Below are 20,237 nucleotides of genomic sequence, written 5' to 3' on the forward strand. Positions count from 1 at the left end.
GGCAAGCGGACGCCGATGACGGTCAGCAGCATGCGGAGGACAGACCCACCACGGCACCGGGCCGCGCCCCGGGACCAGAGGCGGCGGCGCGGCCGCCGCCGCGGCCCACGGGTCGCCCTCCTGATCTGTCTGGCCCTGCTCGTGCTCGCCGCGGGCGGTGCCGGCTGGCTGTATCTGAAGCTGGACGGCAACATCAGCACCTTCGACTCCGGCGGCCTCTCCGACAACCGCCCCGCGGCCGGTTCGTCGAAGGGCGAGAACATCCTGGTCATCGGCTCCGACACCCGCACCGGCGGCAACAGCGCGCTGGGCGGCGGCGACAAGGACGACGTGGGCCGCTCCGACACCGCGTTCCTGCTGCACGTCTACGCCGACCACCGGCACGCCCTCGCCGTCTCCATACCGCGCGACGCCCTGGTCACCGTCCCGTCCTGCGAACTGCCCGACGGCAGCTGGACGAAGGCCCAGCCGGACACGATGTTCAACGCCGCGTACTCGGTCGGCCAGACCGCCAAAGGCAACCCCGCCTGCACCCAGAACACGGTGGAACAGCTCACCGGGCTGCGGGTCGACCACACCGTCGTCGTCGACTTCAAGGGCTTCGCACGGCTGACGGAGGTGGTGGGCGGAGTGCGGGTGTGCCTGCCGCAGGACGTGCACGAGAACGACCTCGACCCGCACCTCACCGCCCCCGGCAAACTGCTGTTCCACAAGGGCGAACAGACCGTGTCGGGACAACGGGCGCTGGACTACGTCCGGATCCGGCACGGCATCGGCGACGGCAGCGACATAGGCCGGATCAAGCGGCAGCAGGCGTTCGTGGCGGGCCTGCTGAAGGAGGTGAAGAGCAAGGGGCTCACCCCCACGCGGCTGTTGCCGCTGGCCGACGCCGCCACCGAGTCGCTGACCGTCGACCCCGGCCTCGGCTCCGCCGACAAGCTGATCTCCTTCGCCATGTCCCTGAAGGACATCGACCTGCACAACACGAAGTTCGTCACCCTGCCCTGGCGCTACGAGGGTTCCCGGGTGGCGATCGTGCAGCCGGACGCCGACGCCCTGTGGGCCGCACTCAGGGCCGACCGCACGATCGACGGTCAGGACGCCGGCGGAAAGAAGACCGGAGAGTCTGATTCCGGCCCCACGGCGAGCGCTCCCTCCGACTCCGCATCCCCCGCGCCGGTCTCCGGTGAAGGCATCGACGTCGCCGTCTACAACGGCACCGCGGTCCCCGGACTGGCCGCACGCGCCGCCGAGGCGCTCACGGCGGACGGCTTCACCGTCACGGGTACGGCGACGGCGTCCGCCCAGGACCACACGACCACACTGGTCGAGTACGGCCCCGGCCTCGAGGACCGGGCCCGGACCGTCGCGGCGGCCTTTCCCGGCGCCGGGCTCCGGCCGGTGACCGGCAGCGGGATCAAGGTCGTGCTGGGGCAGTCGTACGCCGACAGCCCGGCGGCGACCGCGTCCGCGTCCCCGGCTCCGACCGCCGTACCCTCCGAGGTCGCCGACGGGGCCCGTTCGGCGGACGACAACCCCTGCTCGGACCTCACCTACGGCTGACGCCGCCGGTGCCTGGCCCTGGCCGCCGTCAGGGCCAGGGCGTACAGGCCCAGCACCACGGCGGGCAGCAGGTAGTACGCGGCGGGCAGGGCCGTCATCCCGAGGACCGTGCCGAGGGGGCTCGGCGGCAGCAGCAGGCCGACGGCCGCGAGGCCGGCCGCCGCCAGGCCGACCGGGCCCGGCACCCGGCTCCCCTCGACGCGCCGGCCGCTGCGCAGGAGCAGCATCACCAGGGCCTGGGTGAGCAGGTTCTCGGTGAACCAGGCCGAGTGGAACACGGCCTCGTCGTCCACGGCGTCGGGCCCGTTCAGCGCGAGGGCGAGGACGGCGAAGGTGGCGAGGTCGGCGAGAGCGTTGAGCAGACCGAAGCCGGTGACGAACCGGAGGAAGGAGCGCGGCCGCAGCACGGCCGGACCGCGCAACGCCGCCGCGCCGGGACGGTCGTGGGCGAAGGCGAGCTGGGCCGCGTCGAAGCACAGGTTCTGCGCGAGCACCTGGGCCGGGAGCATCGGCAGGAAGGGCAGGAGCAGGCCCGCGGCGAGCATGGCGACGACGTTGCCCAGGTTGGAGGAGAGCGTCACGCGCAGGTACGAGGCGATGTTGCCGCTCGCGTGCCGGCCTGCCGTGATCGCGTGGCCGATCGCCGTGAGGTCCTTCGCGGCGAGGACGACGTCGGCGCTCTCCCGGGCCACCCCGACGGCGGAGCGGGGCGCGAGTCCGACATCGGCGGCGCGCAGGGCGGCCACGTCGTTGACCCCGTCACCGAGGAAGCCGACGGTGTGCCCGGCCCCGCGCAGGGCGGCGACGAGGCGGGCCTTGTCCTGCGGGGTGCAGCGGGCGACCACGGTGGCCACGCCGGCGGCCTCGGCGTCCTCGACGTGTGCGGCGGTCCGCACCCGTCCCGGATCGAGGCCGAGTTCCCGGCAGGCCCGGGCCGCCGTGGCCGGGTGGTCGCCGGTGAGGACCTTGACGGTGACGCCGCGGTCTGCCAGGCCGCGCAAGGCCTCGGCGGCGGTCGGGGCGAGGGCGTCCCGGAAGGTCACCAGGCCCCGGAAGGTCAGGCCCCGGGGAGCGGCCGGCAGTTTCACTCCGGCGGACCGGTCGGCGGTGGCGAGGGCCAGCACCCGCAGCCCGGTGGCCGCCTCCCGGGCGGCGAGGGCGAGCAGCCGGTCGCGCTCGCCGGGCTCGGTCGCGCAGCGTTCCAGTACGGCCTCGACGGCACCGGTGACGACGACGGTCTGCCGTCCGGGGGAGCCGCGTACCACCGCCGTCGAGATCCGTCGTGCCGGGTCGAACGGCACGGCGTCCACCCCGTCGTACTCCTCGCCCACCGGCCCGGCCGCCTCCAGCAGGGCCTCGTCGAGGGCGCCGGGGGTGGGCAGTTCGGCGAGCTGGAGGGTCCACCAGGCGCCGACGGCGGCCCAGCGCAGCACCTCCGGGTCGTCCCGGCCGGACGGGTCGAGGGACCGAGTGACGACCGGCCGGTCCTGGGTGAGCGTGCCGGTCTTGTCGACGCACAGCACGTCGACGGCGCCCAGGTCGTGCAGCGCGGGCAGCCGTTTCACGATGACACCGTGGGTGCGGGCCAGGAGGGCGGCGCCCCGGGCCAGACACGTGGTGACGATCACCGGCAGCATCTCGGGCGTCAGGCCGACGGCGACCGCGACGGCGAAGGGCAGGGTCTCCAGGCCGCGTCCGCGCAGCGCCGCGTTGGCCATCAGCACCAGGGGCGGGGTCAGCAGCATGAACCGGATCAGCACCCAGGAGATCCCGTGCACGGACCGGTCGAAGGCCCCGCCCTCCCGGCGCGCGGCGGGCTGCCGGTGCGCGGCGGCGAACCGGGTCCCGGTGCCGGTGGCGACCACGACGGCGGTGGCGGTGCCCGAGGCGACGGTGCTGCCCTGGAAACACAGGAGGGCCTCGCCCGTCCCGTCCGCCGTCCTCTTGTCCACCGGCGCCGACTCCCCGGTCACGGCGCCCTGGTGCACCGTGAGCCCCCGCGCCCGCAGCAGGCGTACGTCCGCCGGGACCAGGTCTCCCGGGCCGAGGCGGATCACGTCGCCGGGGACCAGTTCGGCGACCGGGACCTCCCGGGACTCCGGCGGCTCCAGGCCGTCGGTGCGGCGGAGCACCGCGGCCGTGCCCGCGACCAGGTCGCGCAGGGCGGACATGGACCGGTCGGCCCGGTGCTCCCCGGTCGCGCGCAGCACGCAGCTCACCACGACCAGGGCGAGGATGACCACCCCGGTACCCCAGGACGCGATGGCGACGGACACCAGGCCGAGGCAGAGCAGTACGGCGGTGAAGGGGTCGCGCAGGGCGTGCGCGCATCGGAGGGGCCACGACGGTGTACGCGCCTCCGGCAGGGTGTTCTCGCCGGAGGCGATCAGCCGCGCCGCGGCCTCGGACTCGGTCAGTCCTCGGGGCCCCGACTCCAGCCGCCGCAGCACCTCCAGGGTGGTGCCCTCGGCGGTCTCAGAGGCCATGGAGCCGGCGGCGCGCCGGTGCGGCGCGGTCGGTGAGCCGGCCCACCAGGAGGCGTACGACGTCGACGGTGTCCGGGTCGTCGACGTAGTACACCTGCCGGCGGCCCTCGCGGCGGGAGCGGACGAGGCCGGCCAGCTTCAGCTTGGTGAGGTGCTGGCTGACCGCGGGCAGCGCGCCGCCGACCCGCTCCGCGAGCCCGGTCACGTCGCTCTCGCCCTGGGCCAGCGCCCAGACGATGTGCAGCCGGGCGGGCGAGGCCAGCAGCCCGAAGGCCGCGGCCGCCTCGGCCAGGACGTCGGCGGAGGGGTCCTCGAAGCCACTGCCGGCTGCCGCCACCGCCGCCCCTTCCGTCGCGTTCGTCGTGTCCGTCGCGTTCTTCGCGTCCGTCATCCCGTGAGCCGCACCAGTTTAGGCGGCCCGCGGGGCCCCTCTCGGAAGGCTGTTCCTTCCCTCCCGGAGCCAGGAGTGATGGAATCGCGACCGCCGGTCCAACTGTGGCCGGTGACAGGTGAGTTGTGTACTGGGAGGCCCGGATGCCGGAGCACCGTATCGACACCGAGAGCGCGCACTCCGCGCGGATCTACGACTACATCCTCGGCGGCGACGACAACTATCCCGCCGACCGGGAGGCGGGCGACGCCATGTGCCGCGAGTGGCCCGCCCTGCCGGTCCACATGCGGGCCAACCGCGACTTCATGCACCGCGCCGTGCGGTACCTCGCGGCCGAGGCGGGGATACGCCAGTTCCTCGACATCGGCACCGGCATCCCGACCTCCCCCAACCTGCACGAGATCGCCCAGGAGGCGGCCCCGGACGCGCGGGTCGTCTACGTCGACAACGACCCGCTCGTCCTCTCCCTCTCCAAGGACCTGCTGTCGTGCACGCCCGAGGGCAGGACGGCGTACGTCGAGGCGGACATGCGCGACCCGGCGGACATCCTCGGCGCCCCCGGCTTCCGGGCGACCCTCGACCTGTCGGAGCCGGTCGCGCTGACCGTCATCGCGATCGTGCACTTCATGCTGGACGAGCACGACGCCGTCGGCATCGTCCGCCGGCTCCTCGACCCGCTGCCGTCGGGCAGCTGCCTCGCGATGTCCGTCGGCACCGCCGACTTCGCCCCCGACGAGGTCGGCCGCGTGGCCCGGGAGTACGCCGCGCGCGGCATGCCGATGCGGCTGCGCACCCTGCCCGAGGCGGCGGAGTTCTTCGAGGGTCTCGACCTGGTGGAGCCGGGCATCGCGCAGGTCCACAAGTGGCGCCCGAACCGCACGGACGGTACGGAAAAAGACGGTGTCGCGATCCGGGACGAGGACATCGCGATGTACGGGGCGGTGGCGCGCAAGCCGTAGCCGGGGAAAGGGGACCCTGACCTCGCCGTTCGGCCCGCCGGACGGATCATCACGATGCGGCAGCGGCAACTCACGGCTTGTGGCCGCTCACTTGACGACCGGTGGTCACACACGGTTGGCTCCGGGCCAGAGAGAGTCATCGGGTCGTGCACGTTCACGGCCCCGCTGTGCTCTCACCCTGCTCTTGCTCGGCCGCACAGCGAGGTCCACCCCCCATGAACACTCCTCCCCCGCAGCCCATCACCCCGAGACTCTTCCGAACCGTGGCCCTGGCCTCCGCCGCGTGTCTGCTGGTGTCCGGCTGCTCCGTCCTCGGCGCCGCCGACGACAGGTCGGACACGGCAGAGCGGTCCGGCGGCGGGATGAAGGTCGCCCTCGTCACCCACGGCGGCAAGGGCGACGCCTTCTGGGACCTGGTGCGCAGAGGCGCCGAGACGGCGGCCGCCAAGGACGGCATCGACCTGACGTACGCCGGGGACTCCGACCCGGCCGCGCAGGCCGCGCTGGTGCGGGACGCGGTCCGCGACAAGGTCGACGGCATCGCCGTGACGCTGGCCAAACCGGCGGCGCTGCGAGGCCCGGTCGCCCAGGCCAAGGCGGCCGGCATCCCCGTCGTCGGGCTCAACTCCGGCATCGACGCCTGGCGGCCCGCGGGACTCCTGGAGTACTTCGGCCAGGACGAGTCCGTCGCCGGCCGGGCCGTCGGCGACAAGCTGGACGAGGTCAAGGCCAAGCACGCCCTGTGCGTGGTGCACGAGCGGGGCAACGTCGCCCTGGAGGCCCGCTGCGCCGGCGTGCGGAAGACGTTCCGCGGCGACACCGACAACCTGTACGTGGACGGCACCGACCTGGACGCGGTGACCGCCACGATCGCGTCCCGGCTGCGGCAGGACACGAGCATCGACGAGGTCGTCACCAACGGCGCCCAGTTCGCGCTCAGCGCGGTCAAGGCCGTGAAGCAGGCCGGCAGCGGAGCCGAGGTGGCCACCTTCGACCTCAACAAGGACCTGGTCAAGGCGGTCCAGGGCGGCGATGTGCAGTTCGCCGTGGACCAGCAGCCTTATCTGCAGGGCTACCTCGCGGTGGACGCCCTGTGGCTGTACCGCACCAACGGCAACATCAGCGGCGGCGGGGCGGCTCCGGTGCTCACCGGTCCCGCGTTCGTGACCAGGTCGAACGTGTCCGCTGTGGCACGGTTCGCCGCCGCCGGGACCCGGTGACCGGACGCTTCCTGTGACGGTGTCGCCAAAGATTCGGTCAGGCCCGGTTCGCACGCCCACTTGTACGGATAACATCCTGCGCATCCCATGTGCCGCGCCCGGGACGGCCTCACCCCCGCGCCTGTCCCCCACCCTCCCCGACCGTTCCCCTTCCCCTTCCCCTTCCCCTTTCCCGTTCCTCGCTCCCCGCTGATCGCCCTAGGACGACGATGTCTCGACGGACAGGTGCCCGGCGCCGTCTCGGTTCCATACGCCTCTCCCTGTGGCTGCTGGCCCTGGTGCCCAGCGTCACCCTCGCGGCCATGTGGGGCGTGACGACGATCCAGATGTTCTCGGAAGGCCTGCGGCTGCGGGACCAGACGGAGCTGAGCCGGTCGACCGGCGCCATGGGCACCGACGCGACGCTCGCGCTGCAGCGGGAGCGCAGCCTGTCGGCCGCCTGGCTGGCCTCGCCGCACGGCTCCCGGGCCGCCCTCGACGCGCAGCGCGAGGAGACCGACAAGGCGGTCGGGAAGCTCGTCGGGCAGGCGGACGCGATCGAGAGGGCGCCCTCCCGCGTCTCCGACCGGCTGTACTCGGTGCTGGGCTCGGTCGGAAGCCTCGAGTACTACCGGGACCAGGTGGACGACCCCACCGACATCACTCCCCAGCAGGCGCTGGACCAGTACTCCTCGATCATCGACGACCAGATCCACGCCTTCCAGGAGCTCTCCCAGGTCGACGACGGCGACCTCACCTCGCAGGCAGGCCCGCTGGTCGCGCTGGAGCACGCGGCGGAGCTGGTCTCCCGGGAGGACGCGCAGCTGACCCTGGCCTGGCCGTCGGGGCATCTGGACGACAAGGCGTGGGTGCAGTACGCGGAACTCGTGAACACCCGGCGCTGGCTGGTGCAGGACCAGGTCGTGCCCCAGCTGACCGGCGAGGCCAAGGCACAGACCGAGCGGATCCTGGCGAGCCCGGAGTGGCAGACGCTGGAGTCGATCGAGGACCAGGTGCTGGCGGCCCGGAACTCCAGCGCCGACGCGGACCGGATCGCCCTGCCGGACACGCAGAAGCGGTGGAACGCCGCCATGGACAAGCTGTCCGCGCACTACTCGAGCCTCATCGAACGGCAGACGACGGGGCTGCTGGAACGCAGCGCCGACAAGGCGGACGAGACACTGATCAAGGCGGCGTCGCTGAGCGCCGGCGGGCTGCTCGCGCTGCTGCTGTGCGTCGGCATGTCCTGGCGGATCACCCGCTCGCTGTCCCGGCGGCTGCGCGGTCTGCGCCTGGCCACGCTCAGCCTGGCGAAGGAGCGACTGCCGGACGTGGTGGCGCGGCTGGAGCGGGGCGAGACGGTCGACCCGGAGTCGGCGACGACCCGGCTGGACTACGGGCACGACGAACTCGGCCAGGTGGCCCAGGCGTTCAACACCGCCCAGCGCACGGCCGTGCACACCGCGGTCGAACTCGCCGACACCCGGCGCGGCTTCCAGAAGGTCATCCTGGGCATCGCCCGGCAGAGCCAGAACCTGGTCAACCTCCAGCTGAGCAAGCTGGACGCGCTGGAGCGCGAGCACAGCGACCCCGACATCCTCAAGGGCCTGTACGAACTGGACTCGACGGCCAGCCAGTTGCGCCGCTACGAGGAGAACCTCGTCATCGTCAGCGGCGAACGGCCGGGCCGCAGCTGGGCCGAGCCGGTCGCGCTGATGGACATCCTGCGCAGCGCGGTCGGTGAGGTCGCCGAGTACCAGCGGGTGGAGGTGCACACCGAGGAGGAGGTGTACGTCGCCCCGCCCGCGGTCGCCGACGTCATCCATCTGCTGGCGGAGCTCATCGACAACGCGACGGCGTACTCCCCCGCCCCGAGCCCCGTCACGGTGCGGGCCGGGATGGTGGCCAAGGGGCTCGCCGTCGAGGTCGAGGACCGCGGGCTCGGCATGTCGGAGGAGGACTACGCGTCCTTCAACGAACAGCTCGCGGTGCCCCCGCAGTTCGACGTGGTCGCGCTCGCCGACGACCTGCGTCTCGGCATGTTCGTGATAGCGCAGCTGGCCCACCGGCACGGCATCGCCGTCACCCTGCGCTCGTCGCCGTACGGCGGGACCACGGCGATCGTGCTGATACCGCACGACATCGTGGTCCGGGAGGCCCCCTCCACCGGCACACCCGGCACCCGCAACGCGAAGCCCCTGAACGGCACGCTCAGCCTGACGGCCCTCGGCGGCCCTCGGGGCACGGGCCTCCCGGCCGCGAACAGACCGAAGGACAGCGCAAGCCCGGAGGACGGGCGGAGCCCGGTCGACGAAGAGGCCTTGGCCGACGAACGCGGCTCGGACGACGGGCAGCGCCCGGCGGACGGGCGAGCCCCGGGCGACGACCGAAGCTCGGCGGACGGGCATGACGCGACGGACGGCGAAGGCCCGGACCACGAGCAGAACTCGGCGGACGGACAGCGCTCGGGCGGCGGGCAGAGCTCGGCAGACGACCGAAACCCGGCAGACGGACGGCACTCGGGCAGCGGGCGTAAGCCGGCAGACGACCGAAGCCCGAAAGACGGACAACGCTCAGACAGCCGGCAGAAACCGGCAGACGACCGCAGCTCGGCAGACGGACAACGCTCGGGCGGCGGGCGGGGCTCGGTGGGCCGTGAGACTGGCGCGGTGGCCGAGAGTGTCTCCGGCACCGGCGGCAGTGGCGGCGGCGCCGGGGCCGAGAGTGCCACCGGCAGTGTCGGCGACGGCCGTTCCGGGCGTGAGCCGCGGGCGCTCGCCGGGGCCCGGACGGCATCCGCCACTCGTATCCCCCGCGGGGACGGTCTCGCCCCGCTCCCCCGTCGTGTGCCGCAGACCAGCCTCGTGGAGGAACTGCGCGAGGAGTCCGCGCCCGACGGCGACGACGGCTCCCTCGACGACTTCACCGCGGAAGCCGCCGCCTCCTCCCTGGCCGGCTTCCAGCGCGGCACGCTCCGGGCCCGTGACGAGGACCCGGCCGCACCACTCCGGCAGGCCGCCGCCGACCCCGTCCCCTCGACTCCGCCCGCCGACCTTTGACGAAGGACACCGCAATGACACGCCCCATCCCCGCCACGCACACCCAGCTCGACCAGCTGCTGACCGGACTCGTGGAGCGGGTCGCCGACGTGAACCAGGCCGTGGTGCTCTCCGAGGACGGCCTGGTGGTCAGCAAGTCCACCGGGTTCCTGCGCGACGACGCCGAGCGACTCGCGGCGACCGCCTCCGGTCTGATGAGCCTGAGCAAGGGCGTCAGCATGGATTTCCGGGGCGGTCCGGTGCGCCAGGCGCTCATCGAGATGGCCAACAGCTACCTGATCCTGACCTCCGCCGGTCCCGGCGCCCATCTGGTCGTGCTGACCGGCCCGGGCGCGGACGTCGGTGTGGTGGCGTACCAGATGAACATGCTGGTGAAGAAGATCGGCGAGCACCTCAGCGCGGCACCGCGGGGCATGGCCGGACCCGTCGTCGACCCAGGCGTGTGAGGTGGGCGAAGGCGACTCGGCGGGCCGGCTCGTAAGACCGTTCGCCCTGACCGGTGGCCGGACCCGGCCCAGCCGTGCCGACTTCACGCTCATCGCGACGGTGACCGCGGTCGATCCGGCACCGGCCACCGCGCCCCGGTGCCAGCCCGAGCACACCCGGATCCTCCGGCTCTGTGCCGAGCCGGTCGCCGTGGCGGAGCTGGCCGCCCGGCTGGACCTGCCGGTGAGCGTGGTCGTCATCCTCCTCTGCGACCTGCTGGAGGCGGGCCGGATCACCGTCCGCCCGCCGCGCCTCGTTTCCCGTACCACCCCGGACCTGGACCTGCTGCAGAAAGTGAGGGACGGCCTTGGCCGGCTCTGACCCCGTCACAGACGCGTCCTCGGCACCCGACACGGTCAAGATCCTCATCGCCGGGGGCTTCGGCGTGGGCAAGACCACCATGGTCGGGTCGGTCAGCGAGATCGCCCCGCTGCGCACCGAGGAACCCCTGACCATCGCCGGTCTGGGCATCGACGATCTCGACGGCATCGAGGAGAAGCGGGCCACCACCGTGGCCCTGGACTTCGGCAGGATCACCATCAGCCGGGAACTGGTGCTGTACCTGTTCGGCACGCCGGGGCAGCAGCGGTTCTGGTTCATGTGGAACGACCTGGCGCTCGGCGCGCTCGGCGCCGTGGTCCTGGTCGACGTCCGCAGACCGGAGTCGAGCTTCGCCGCGATCGACTTCTTCGAACGCCGGAAGATCCCGTTCGTCGTCGGGGTCAACGGCTTCCACGGCAAGCACCCTTATCCGCCGGAGGACATCCGGGACGCGCTCGCGGTGCCGGAGCATGTGCAGGTACTGCTGTGCGACGCGCGGGACCGGGAGTCGTGCCGGGACGTGCTGATCGCCCTGATCGACCAGCTGATCGCGTCGGCGGTCCAGGCCCAGGGCCGGTGACCAGGGCCGGTGTCCAGGGCCGGTGTCCAGGGCCGGTGTCTAGGGCTCGTCGGAGGGCGGGACGATCCTGGCCGTGAGGTCCGGGTCCGGCATCTCCGGGTCGAAGGGGAACATCGGCCGGTGGATGCGGTGGTGGCCGAGGCGTGTGAGCTCCTGGTCGACGCCGCCCGGCGTGAGGGCCATCTTCCAGTCGGCGGCCATGGCGAAGAGCTCGGGCTCCAGGTACCCGATCTTGACGATGACGACGTCGGCGCCGCGCGGGTCCAGGTCCAGGTTCGTGAAGTCGTGTTCGTGGTGGTACGGCTTGCGCAGCCGGGTGAGGATCACGCGCACGCTCCCCACCCGCAGCACGACCTCCGTCTCGGCGTCCCGGTCGCCGTGCCGGACGGCGTGCACCACGCCGGTCAGGGTGAGCGGACCGGCGTGCCGGCCGTCGACGTCGGCCCCGGCGGTGACGGTGACCGTCGCGCCGACACCCGCCCGCACGGCCGTGTCCACGGCGTCCGGGCCGGGCAGGGAGGCGTAGAGGACGGACGGCCCTGCCGGGTCCTTGAACTCGGGGCGGGCCAAGACCTGTTCGAGGCCCCAGGTGACATCGCCGGCCCCGCCCGCCGTGGGGTTGTCGCCGGTGTCGCTGATGAAGTAGGGGCGGGACGCGGAGGCCAGGGCCGCGTCGAGGCACGCGTCGAGCGTGCCGGTGGGGGCGACGAAGGCGAAGTCGTGCCGGGCCGCCCAGAAGCCTTGGGCCAGGCGCTCGGCGCCGGCGACGACGGCGTCCGGCTCGGGGCCGGTGACCACGACCGCGGCCCGGTTGCGCGGTTCGTCGGCCCACGCGTAGCCGACCCAGACCGCGGCGTCGGTCACCCCGTCGGCGGCCGCGACCTCCGCCACGGCCTCGTACAGGCCCTTGGCGGGTTCGATCCGGGTCGAGGTCTGTTCCCCGGCCAGCAGCACGGGCACCGGGATCCACGCCTTGACCGGGCGAGGCGCACCGCTCACCAGGTGCTCGACGAGGTTGCGGGCGGCACGTTCCTTGGTCTCCATGGCGTCCTCGTGCGGGGCCATGCGGTAGCAGGTGATCAGGTCGGTGCGACGCACGAGGTCGTGGGAGACGTTGCCGTGCAGGTCCATGGAGGTGGACACGATGACGTCCGGTCCGGTCACCTCGCGGATCCGGGCCAGGAGCACCGCCTCGGCGTCGTCGAGGCCCTCGACCGTCATGGCGCCGTGGATGTCGAACCACAGGCCGTCCAGCGGTCCCAACGCCCGTAGCCGGTCCAGGAGTTCTCCGGACAGCTCGGCGAAGGCCGCCGCCGTCACCGTGCCTCCGGGCAGGGCCTTGCCGACGAGGGCGCCGCGCCAGTCGGCGGCTTCCCGGAGCGGCTGCCCCGGGGCGAGGAACGGGTACCGGGTGAGCACATCGGCGCCGCGCTGCGGATGGAAGGCCGGGGCCTCGGTGCGGGCCGGGGAGAAGGTCGAGGACTCGATGCCGAGTCCGGCGATCGCGATCACGGGGCGGGACGGTGCGGACATGGCTCCTCCGGGATGTCAGGGGTGACGGATGCCGGTGGCTCAGGGGTGCGGGGTGCCGGTGGCTGTGTGCAGGGCGTGGGCCAGGGCCCGCTGGAGGGCGAACTGGCCCGCGCCGACGAGTCCGGCGTCGGCGCCGAGGCTGGCCCGTTCGATCACCAGGTGCTCGGTCACGAGGGGGTGGCAGCCCTCGTAGAGCTGACTGCGCACGGCGGCCACGAAGGGCTCCAGGGTGGAGAGGATGCCGCCGAGGTACACGGCGTCGGGGTTGAAGAAGTTGACATTGGCGGCCAGCACCATGCCGAGGTAGCGCCCGGCCTGCCGGACCGCCCGGGTCGCCTCGGGATCGGCGTCGGAGGCGAGGCGTACGACGTCCTCGGTGGAGGCCACGTCGAGGCCGCGGGCGCGCAGGATCCGTACCAGGGCCGCGCCGGAGGCGACGGTCTCCAGGCAGCCGGTGTTGCCGCAGGAGCAGGGGATGTCGTGGCCGGCCTCGACGCGGACGTGGGTGATCTCGCCGGCGGCGCCGGAACCGCCCCGGTAGAGCCGCCCGTCGGCGATGACGCCCGCGCCGATGGCGCTACCGCTCTTCACCATGATCGACTGGCGGCGCTCGGGCGGCTGCACGGTGTGTTCGCCGACGGCCATGCAGTTGGCGTCGTTCTCGATGGCCGCCGGGACGCCGAAGTGCTCCTCCAGCCAGGCGCGCACGGGGAAGCGGTTCCAGCCGGGCATCCGGGACGGCAGCGTGACGACGCCGGTGGTGACGTCGACCGGGCCGGGCAGGGACAGGCCGACGCCCCGGAGCAGGTGCCGGCCATGCTGCTCGGCGAGCGCGAGGAGGGTCTCGGCCAGCCCGGGCAGTGCGGCCTCGGGGCCGTGGTCCGTGGGGAACGGCACGGTGGAGACGTCGGTGAGTCCGCCGCCGGGCAGGACGACGCCCACATGGGCGTGCCGGCCGCCGAGTTCGGCCGCCACCGCGAATCCGTCGCTGCCGCCCAGCCGCAGCACCTTGCGCGGACGCCCGCCGGTGGAGGACACCGTGCCCTCCTCGGCGACCAGTCCGTGTGACATCAGCTGGCTCACCGTGAACGACACCGTCGAGGGCGCGGCGCCGAGCAGTTGTGCCAGCTCGGTGCGGGTCGACGCCTGCCCGGAGGCGAGGAGTTCGAGGACGCGCCCGCTCAACGGCGCACTTTTTTCAGGCATGGATGCAGTTTCTTCCGTCAGCGGCCGGCCGGAGCAGTGAGCGTAGGCCAGGAAAGCCGACTCGCGGCTTTTTCCAGAACAGCAGAAACAGACTTTTTACCCATGCACGTCTGTTTCTTCGAACACAGCGGGCGTTCACTGGCTCCACCCCCCGACCCGGCTTCTGTCCCCGAGGAGAGCCATGTCCCCTGCTCGCACGAGACTGCTCACCGGTGCCGCCCTCGGCGTGGGCACGCTGCTGCTCGCGGGCTGCTCCGGGACGAGCGGCACGTCGTCCGCGTCGTCCCGCGACTCGATCGACTACGCGCTGCCCGCGAACTTCACGCCGAACTGGATCCTGCCGATCGGTACGGCGGCCCATCTGAACACCAACAACATCTCCATCGCGAACACCCTGTGGGAGCCGCTCATCGCCTACGACGGCTCGACCGGCAAGATCGCCTGGAACAAGAAGGGATCCGTCGCCACCGCGGCCGACTTCGCCCCGGACAACAAGAGCGTGCGGATCACGCTGGGCGACCGGCACTGGAGCGACGGCAAGCCCATCACCTCCCGCGACGTGAAGTTCTGGTTCGACCTCATCAAGGCCAACAAGAAGGAGTGGGCGGGCTACAACCCGGGCCAGGCGCCGGACAACTGGACGTCCTTCAAGGCGGCCGACGACCGCCACTTCACGATCACCTTCGACAAGGCCTACAACCCGCAGTGGATGCTCGCCAACGAGCTGAGCTCCATCACGCCGCTCCCCCAGCACGTCTGGGACAAGGGCGGCGACCCGAAGCAGGTGTGGACCGCCCTCAACAACGCCGCGAAGAACATCGGCGGCTACGCGACGAACCCCCTGTGGAAGACCATCAGCGGCCCCTACGCGGTGAAGTCCTTCTCCACGGCCGGCAAGGTCGTCCTCACCGCCAGCAAGAAGTACGACGGCGGTGAGAAGGCGAACATCCCCACCGTGAACCTGCTGCCGTTCACCACCGCGGACGCCGAGAAGAACGCGCTGCGCTCCGGCACCGTCGACTACGGCTACATCGAGGCGGGCGACCTCGACCAGAAGGAGAGCTTCACCGCGCGGGGCTACGAGGTGAAGCCGTGGTCCGGCTGGGCGATCACCTACATGCCGTACAACTTCAACAACCCGCGGATGGGGGCGGTGTTCAAGCAGCCGTACGTCCGGCAGGCGGTCCAGCGCTCCATCGACCAGGCGGGCCTGGCGAAGGTCATCTTCAACGGCACCGCGGTGCCCGGCTACGGCCCCGTACCGCAGGGACAGGCCTCCGACTTCGTCTCGCCGGCGCAGAAGAGCAACCCGTACCCGTACTCGACGGACGCCGCCCGCACCCTGCTCACCGAGCACGGCTGGAGCGAGCAGGGCGGCGTGATGACCTGCACCGAACCCGCGAAGTGCGGTGCGGGTGTCGCCAAGGGGACGAAGTTCGAGATGCGGGTGCTGTCGCAGTCCGGCTCGGCGGTGACGGACAACATGATGAGCGCGATCCAGTCCTCCCTCGCGAAGACCGGCATCAAGTTCTCCATCAAGACGGCCCCGGTGAACTCGGTGCTGTCGCAGACCCCGCAGTGCAAGGCGGACCAGCCCGTCTGCTCGTGGCAGCTGTCCTTCTTCGGCACGGCGGGCAGCTGGTACTTCCCGGCGTTCCCCACCGGCGACTCGCTGTTCCAGACCGGCGGCGGCTCGAACTTCGGCAGCTACTCCAACCCTGAGGTGGACAAGCTCATCTCCGCTTCCACGACGTCGAGTTCGAACGAGGCGATCCAGAAGTACAGCGAGACCCTCGCCAAGGACCTCCCGGTGGTCTGGCTGCCGGAGCCCGTCTACCAGATCTCGGTCGTCAGGAAGGGCCTCGGCGGCTTCTCCCAGGACTCCCTCGCCAACTTCCACCCCGCCCAGTGGAAGTGGACGGACTGAGCCATGGACACCGTCTGGTACCTGACCCGGCGGGTCCTCCAGGCCCTCGTCGTCATCCTCCTCGTCACGGTCGTGGTGTTCTGCCTGCTGCACGCGCTGCCCGGGGGCCCCGCACGCGGGATCCTCGGCCCGCAGGCCACCGCCCAGCAGATCGCCGCGTTCAATCAGGAGCAGGGGCTGGACCGGCCCCTGCCGATCCAGTACGTCCACTACCTGAGCACCCTGCTGCACGGGGACCTCGGGACCTCGTACACGCTCAACGAGGCGGTCTCCCGGCTCATCACCCAGCGCCTGCCGAAGACTCTGGTGCTGACGGTGCTGTCCGCGCTGGTGGGACTGTTGCTGGCGGTGCCGCTGGGCATGTGGCAGGCGGTGCGGCGCAACAGGCCCGTGGACTACGTCGTCACCACGCTGAGTTTCGTCGCGTACTCCACGCCGGTGTACTTCCTGGGGCTGCTGCTGATCCTGCTGTTCACACAGACGCTGAACTGGTTCCCCTCGCAGGCGCCGCAGGGCGACACGCTGGGGCAGGTGTTCGCGGATCCGGTGGGGCTGGTGCTGCCGGTGGTGACGGGGGCGGCGTCGATGGTGGCGGTGTTCAGCCGCTACATGCGGGCTTCGACGCTGGAGAACCTCTCCGAGGACTATGTCCGCACGGCCCGGGCGGGTGGGGCCGGGCAGTACGCGATTCTCTTCCGGCATGTGTTCCGGAATTCGCTGACGCCGGTGATCGCGATGCTCGGGTATTACGTGCCGGTGCTGTTCGGGGGTGCGCTGGTGGTGGAGCAGCTCTTCAACTACCCGGGGATGGGGCTGTTGTTCTGGAGTGCCGCGCAGTCTTCCGACTATCCGGTGTTGCTCGGGTGTGTGCTTGTTATTTCCGTCGCGACGGTGGTGGGGACGTTGCTTGCGGATGTGGTGCAGCGGGTTGTGGATCCTCGGGTCAAGGAGGGGCGGGTGTGAGTGGTCGTGTTATGGGTGCGGGCCGGTGCGGGCTTGTCGCGCAGTTCCCCGCGCCCCTGAAAAGCGCGCGCTTCGCGCGCAACAGGCTTGCTGTGGCCGGGCTTGCTGTTCTTGTCCTCTTCCTTCTGTTCTGTTTCGTCGGGCCACTGGTGTATTCCACCGATCAGACCCATACGGATCTCTCCCAGGTCAATCTCGCGCCCAGTGGGGCCCATTGGCTCGGTACCGATGCCGTTGGGCACGATCAGCTCGGGCGGCTCATGTACGGCGGGAAGGTCTCGTTGCTCGTGGGGCTTGCCGCCGGGCTGCTGGCGACGGTGATCGGGACTGCCTGGGGAGCCGTCGCGGGGTACGCGGGGGGCTGGGTGGACGCCGTGATGATGCGGGTCGTGGACGCGGGGATCGCGATCCCGGCGCTGTTCATCCTGCTCGTGGTGTCCGCCATCACCGATCCGGGGCCGCTCGGGCTCGTCGTGATCCTCGGGGTGGTGTCGTGGCTGGTGCCCTCGCGGCTGGTGCGGGCGGAGACGCTGACGCTGAAGAGCCGGGACTACGTGCTGACCCTGCGCGCCATCGGCGGGACGCACGGGCGGGCGATCGGCCGGCACATCCTGCCCAACTCGGTGTCCACGATCGTGGTCGCGGCGACCTTCCAGATCGCCGACGCGATCCTGCTCGTGGCGTATGTGTCGTATCTCGGCCTGGGTGTCCAGCCGCCGGCGACGGACTGGGGCGGCATGCTGTCGGCCGGTCTGACGGCGGCGTACTCCGGGCGCTGGTGGCTGATCGTTCCGCCGGGCCTCGCGATCATTCTCGTCGTGTGCGCGTTCAACGCGATCGGCGACGGGCTGCGCGACGCCTTCGACGTGAAGGGGCGTGCGTGAGCATCCTGGAGATCGAGAAGCTGGGCGTGACCTTCACGACGGACAGCGGTGACGTGCCCGCCGTGCGGGATGTGTCGCTGCGGATCCGGCCCGGGGAGACGCTGGCGCTGGTCGGCGAGTCGGGGTCGGGGAAGTCGACGGTGGCGCTGGCCGCGCTGGGACTGCTGCCGGGCAGCGCCCGGGTCTCCGGGAGCGTCAGGGTCGACGGTGGTGAGGTCGTCGGCACGTCCGAGGCCGAACTGGCCCGGATGCGCGGCCGTACGGCCTCGATGGTGTTCCAGGAGCCCGCGACGGCACTGGACCCGTTGACCCGGGTCGGCGCGCAGATCGCCGAGGTGCTCCGCAACCACCGGACTCTGTCGCGTGCCGAGGCCGCCCGGGAGGCGGTGGCGTTGCTGCGCCGGGTGGGCATTCCGGAGCCGGAGCGGCGGGCCTCGGCGTTTCCGTTCCAGTTGTCGGGCGGGCAGCGGCAGCGGGTCGTCATCGCCATGGCGATCGCCAACTCGCCGGGGCTGCTGGTCGCGGACGAGCCGACCACGGCCCTCGATGTCACCGTGCAGGCCGGGATCCTGGATCTGCTGCGGGGTCTCGCGGCCGACTCGGGCACGGGCGTGCTGCTCGTGACCCACAACATGGGCGTGGTCGCGGACTTCGCCGACCGGGTGGCCGTGATGCTGCGGGGCGAGATCGTGGAGACCGGGACGGTGGAGGAGGTGCTGCTGCGGCCCCGGCACGAGTACACCCGGGGGCTGCTGGCGGCGGTGCCACGTCTGGCGGTGGGCGAGCCGGAGGCAGGGCCGCCTCCTCCGAAACGGTCCGAGGGCGATCCTGTCGTCGAACTCCGGGACGTCTCCGTGCGGTTCGGGCGCGGGCCGCGTGCCGTGCGGGCCCTTGAGGACGTGTCGCTCACAGTCCGTCCCGGTGAGACGGTGGGCCTGGTCGGCGAGTCGGGGTCCGGCAAGTCGACGGCGGCGCGGGTCGCGCTGGGGCTGGTCCGGCCGTCCTCCGGGACGGTGTCGCTGTTCGGCGGCGATCTGCGCCGGGTGCGGGGGCGCCGTCGGCGTGCACTGCTGGCCGGGGTGGGTGTGGTGCTCCAGGATCCCGTGGCGTCGCTGGACGCGCGGATGAGTGTCGCGGAGTGCGTGGCCGAGCCGCTGCGGGTGCACCGGCACGGGATGCCGGCGGCCGAGCGGCGGGCGCGGGTCGCCGAGGTGCTCGAACTGGTGCGGCTGCCGAAGGAGTTGGCGCGCCGGGGGCCGCGTGAGCTGTCCGGCGGTCAGCGGCAGCGGGTGAGCCTGGCCCGGGCGCTGGTGCTGCGGCCGCGGCTGCTGGTCGCGGACGAGCCGACCAGTGCGCTGGATGTGAGCGTGCAGCGGGCGGTGCTGGAGGTGATCGCCGAGTCGCAGCGCGAGCTGGGGTTCGCCTGTCTGTTCGTGTCGCACGATCTGGCCGTGGTGCAGGAGTTCGCCCGGCGCGTGGTGGTGATGCGGGCCGGGCAGGTGGTGGAGCAGGGGCCCACCCTGTCCACCCTCTCCCGCCCGGAGACGGAGTACACACGGCGGCTCATCGCCGCCGTACCGGTGCCGGATCCGGTGGTGCAACGACGACGCCGGGCGGCGGCCCTCGGGACAGGGGCCACGGCGTGACCGGCGCTGTCGAGGTCGTCGCCGGTGTCGACATCGGTGGCACGACCACCCAGGTGGTGCTGTGTACGGCGGATCTCCGGGTCGTGGACCGCGCGGCCGTGCCCACACCGGCGGCCGAGGGCGGCAGGGCGATGACGGACGCGGCGCTGGACGCCGTACGGCTGCTCCTCGGCCGTACGGCGGCGAGGCTGCTCGGCGTCGGGGTCGGCGCGGCGGGCGTGGTGGACGCCCGGGCCGGGCGGATCCTCGTGGCCAGCGACTCCTTCCGCGACTGGGCCGGTTTCCCGGTGACGGCGGCGGTCCGGGAGGGGCTGGGCGTACCCGCGTACCTGGAGAACGACGTCAACGCGTTCCTGCGCGGCGAGGTCGTCGGGGGCGCCGCCGCGGGTGAGCCACATGTCCTCGGCATGACGCTCGGCACCGGGGTCGGCGGAGCGCTGTGGCTGGACGGCCGGCTGCACGACGGCCCGAACGGAGCGGCGGGCGAGATCGGCCACGTCCCCGGCTTCGGCGACCTGCCCTGCACCTGCGGGGGCCGCGGCCATCTGGAGACCTTGGCGTCGGGGCGTGCGATCGCCGCCAGGTACGCCGAGAGAGACGGGCGGGCAGAGGCAACCCGGCGTCCCGGGCCAGTGCCCGTGCCCTCAGCCCGGGCTGTCGCCGAGCTGGCGGCTCAAGGAGATCAGAACGCCCTGGCCGTGTTCGAGGCAGCCGGGGTTGCCGTCGCCCGTGCCGTTCTGGTCGCGGCCGGGCTGCTGGACGTGTCCGTGTGCGTCGTCGGCGGGGGCGTCAGCCGGGCCTGGTCCTTGCTGGAGCCGCCGCTGCTCGCCGCCCTCGCCGCCGAACCGCCGGTCAGCGGGCAGCCGGTGCGTGTGCGGCCCGCGCTGCTGGGCGACGACGCCGTGGCGATCGGCGCGGCGGCCCGGGCGCGGGCCGAACTGGGCATGGTCAGCCGGGTGCGACCGGCAGAGGCGGCGGTCAACCGGGTCAGGCGTGATCGGGGTGCCGGTCACGCCTGACCGTCGGCTGGGCGG

The 20,237-nt window shown here is 72.2% G+C and carries 16 protein-coding genes; 12 read left to right on the plus strand and 4 right to left on the minus strand.

Features of this window, described 5'->3' with window-relative positions; translation table 11 throughout:
- Window positions 1-30: 30 nt before the first annotated feature.
- Window positions 31-1,563, plus strand: coding sequence for an LCP family protein (locus tag AC07DF_RS30145; protein ID WP_478978276.1), 1,533 nt, complete (start codon window positions 31-33; stop codon window positions 1,561-1,563).
- Here AC07DF_RS30145 and mgtA read toward each other — a convergent pair.
- Both mgtA and AC07DF_RS30155 read right to left on the minus strand, forming a co-directional pair.
- The gene (gene mgtA / locus AC07DF_RS30150; protein ID WP_478978279.1) at window positions 1,554-4,049 is read right to left on the minus strand and encodes a magnesium-translocating P-type ATPase; all 2,496 of its coding nucleotides are present in this window, start codon (window positions 4,047-4,049) and stop codon (window positions 1,554-1,556) included. The two genes, AC07DF_RS30145 and mgtA, sit on opposite strands and share 10 nt — an antisense overlap.
- A complete protein-coding gene (locus tag AC07DF_RS30155) occupies window positions 4,039-4,440 on the minus strand; it encodes an ArsR/SmtB family transcription factor (RefSeq protein ID WP_478978282.1) in 402 nt (133 codons plus the stop codon). Before AC07DF_RS30155 ends, mgtA begins: the two co-directional genes overlap by 11 nt.
- 143 nt (window positions 4,441-4,583) lie before the next feature.
- On the opposite strand from AC07DF_RS30155, the gene AC07DF_RS30160 reads away from it, so the two are divergent.
- The 6 genes from AC07DF_RS30160 (at window position 4,584) to AC07DF_RS30185 (ending at window position 11,044) form a co-directional block, all read left to right on the plus strand.
- Window positions 4,584-5,399 carry an SAM-dependent methyltransferase gene (locus AC07DF_RS30160; protein WP_478978285.1) on the plus strand — a complete coding sequence of 272 codons (816 nt, stop codon included), beginning with the start codon at window positions 4,584-4,586 and terminating at the stop codon, window positions 5,397-5,399.
- Between the two features lie 215 nt (window positions 5,400-5,614).
- Complete coding sequence (locus tag AC07DF_RS30165) at window positions 5,615-6,619, plus strand: substrate-binding domain-containing protein (RefSeq protein WP_478978288.1); 1,005 nt, start codon at window positions 5,615-5,617, stop codon at window positions 6,617-6,619.
- Window positions 6,620-6,828: 209 nt separating this feature from the next.
- Window positions 6,829-9,657 (plus strand): sensor histidine kinase, encoded by a 2,829-nt coding sequence (locus tag AC07DF_RS30170; RefSeq protein WP_478978291.1) that lies wholly within the window; start codon window positions 6,829-6,831, stop codon window positions 9,655-9,657.
- A gap of 14 nt (window positions 9,658-9,671) precedes the next feature.
- On the plus strand, window positions 9,672-10,103 hold the full coding sequence (locus AC07DF_RS30175; protein ID WP_020271575.1) for a roadblock/LC7 domain-containing protein: 432 nt from the start codon (window positions 9,672-9,674) through the stop codon (window positions 10,101-10,103).
- A 1-nt stretch (window position 10,104) separates the two neighbouring features.
- Window positions 10,105-10,464: a DUF742 domain-containing protein gene (locus AC07DF_RS30180; RefSeq protein ID WP_382496154.1), complete on the plus strand. Its 360-nt coding sequence runs from the start codon at window positions 10,105-10,107 to the stop codon at window positions 10,462-10,464.
- Window positions 10,451-11,044 carry a GTP-binding protein gene (locus tag AC07DF_RS30185; RefSeq protein WP_478978296.1) on the plus strand — a complete coding sequence of 198 codons (594 nt, stop codon included), beginning with the start codon at window positions 10,451-10,453 and terminating at the stop codon, window positions 11,042-11,044. The genes AC07DF_RS30180 and AC07DF_RS30185 overlap by 14 nt, the downstream gene beginning before the upstream one ends.
- A 39-nt stretch (window positions 11,045-11,083) precedes the next feature.
- On the opposite strand, the gene AC07DF_RS30190 is transcribed toward AC07DF_RS30185, so the two are convergent.
- Together AC07DF_RS30190 and AC07DF_RS30195 are read right to left on the minus strand one after the other, a co-directional pair.
- Entirely contained in the window at window positions 11,084-12,577 is a 1,494-nt protein-coding gene (locus AC07DF_RS30190; protein WP_478978299.1) for a M81 family metallopeptidase, read from the minus strand.
- A 39-nt stretch (window positions 12,578-12,616) separates the two neighbouring features.
- A complete protein-coding gene (locus AC07DF_RS30195) occupies window positions 12,617-13,783 on the minus strand; it encodes an ROK family transcriptional regulator (RefSeq protein ID WP_478978302.1) in 1,167 nt (388 codons plus the stop codon).
- A 181-nt stretch (window positions 13,784-13,964) separates the two neighbouring features.
- Here AC07DF_RS30195 and AC07DF_RS30200 point away from each other — a divergent pair, with 181 nt between their 5' ends.
- The 5 genes from AC07DF_RS30200 to AC07DF_RS30220 are packed head-to-tail and all read left to right on the plus strand — an operon-like array spanning window position 13,965 to window position 20,222.
- Entirely contained in the window at window positions 13,965-15,710 is a 1,746-nt protein-coding gene (locus AC07DF_RS30200) for a peptide ABC transporter substrate-binding protein (RefSeq protein WP_478978305.1), read from the plus strand.
- A 3-nt stretch (window positions 15,711-15,713) separates the two neighbouring features.
- Window positions 15,714-16,673: an ABC transporter permease gene (locus tag AC07DF_RS30205; protein WP_478978308.1), complete on the plus strand. Its 960-nt coding sequence runs from the start codon at window positions 15,714-15,716 to the stop codon at window positions 16,671-16,673.
- Between the two features lie 11 nt (window positions 16,674-16,684).
- Window positions 16,685-17,557: an ABC transporter permease gene (locus tag AC07DF_RS30210; RefSeq protein WP_478979259.1), complete on the plus strand. Its 873-nt coding sequence runs from the start codon at window positions 16,685-16,687 to the stop codon at window positions 17,555-17,557.
- Window positions 17,554-19,203, plus strand: a complete 1,650-nt coding sequence (locus AC07DF_RS30215) for a dipeptide ABC transporter ATP-binding protein (protein WP_478978311.1) — start codon at window positions 17,554-17,556, stop codon at window positions 19,201-19,203. Before AC07DF_RS30210 ends, AC07DF_RS30215 begins: the two co-directional genes overlap by 4 nt.
- Complete coding sequence (locus AC07DF_RS30220) at window positions 19,200-20,222, plus strand: ROK family protein (RefSeq protein ID WP_478978314.1); 1,023 nt, start codon at window positions 19,200-19,202, stop codon at window positions 20,220-20,222. The genes AC07DF_RS30215 and AC07DF_RS30220 overlap by 4 nt, the downstream gene beginning before the upstream one ends.
- The last annotated feature ends 15 nt before the right edge of the window (window positions 20,223-20,237 follow it).

Source organism: Streptomyces sp. NPDC044719, assembly GCF_056433405.1.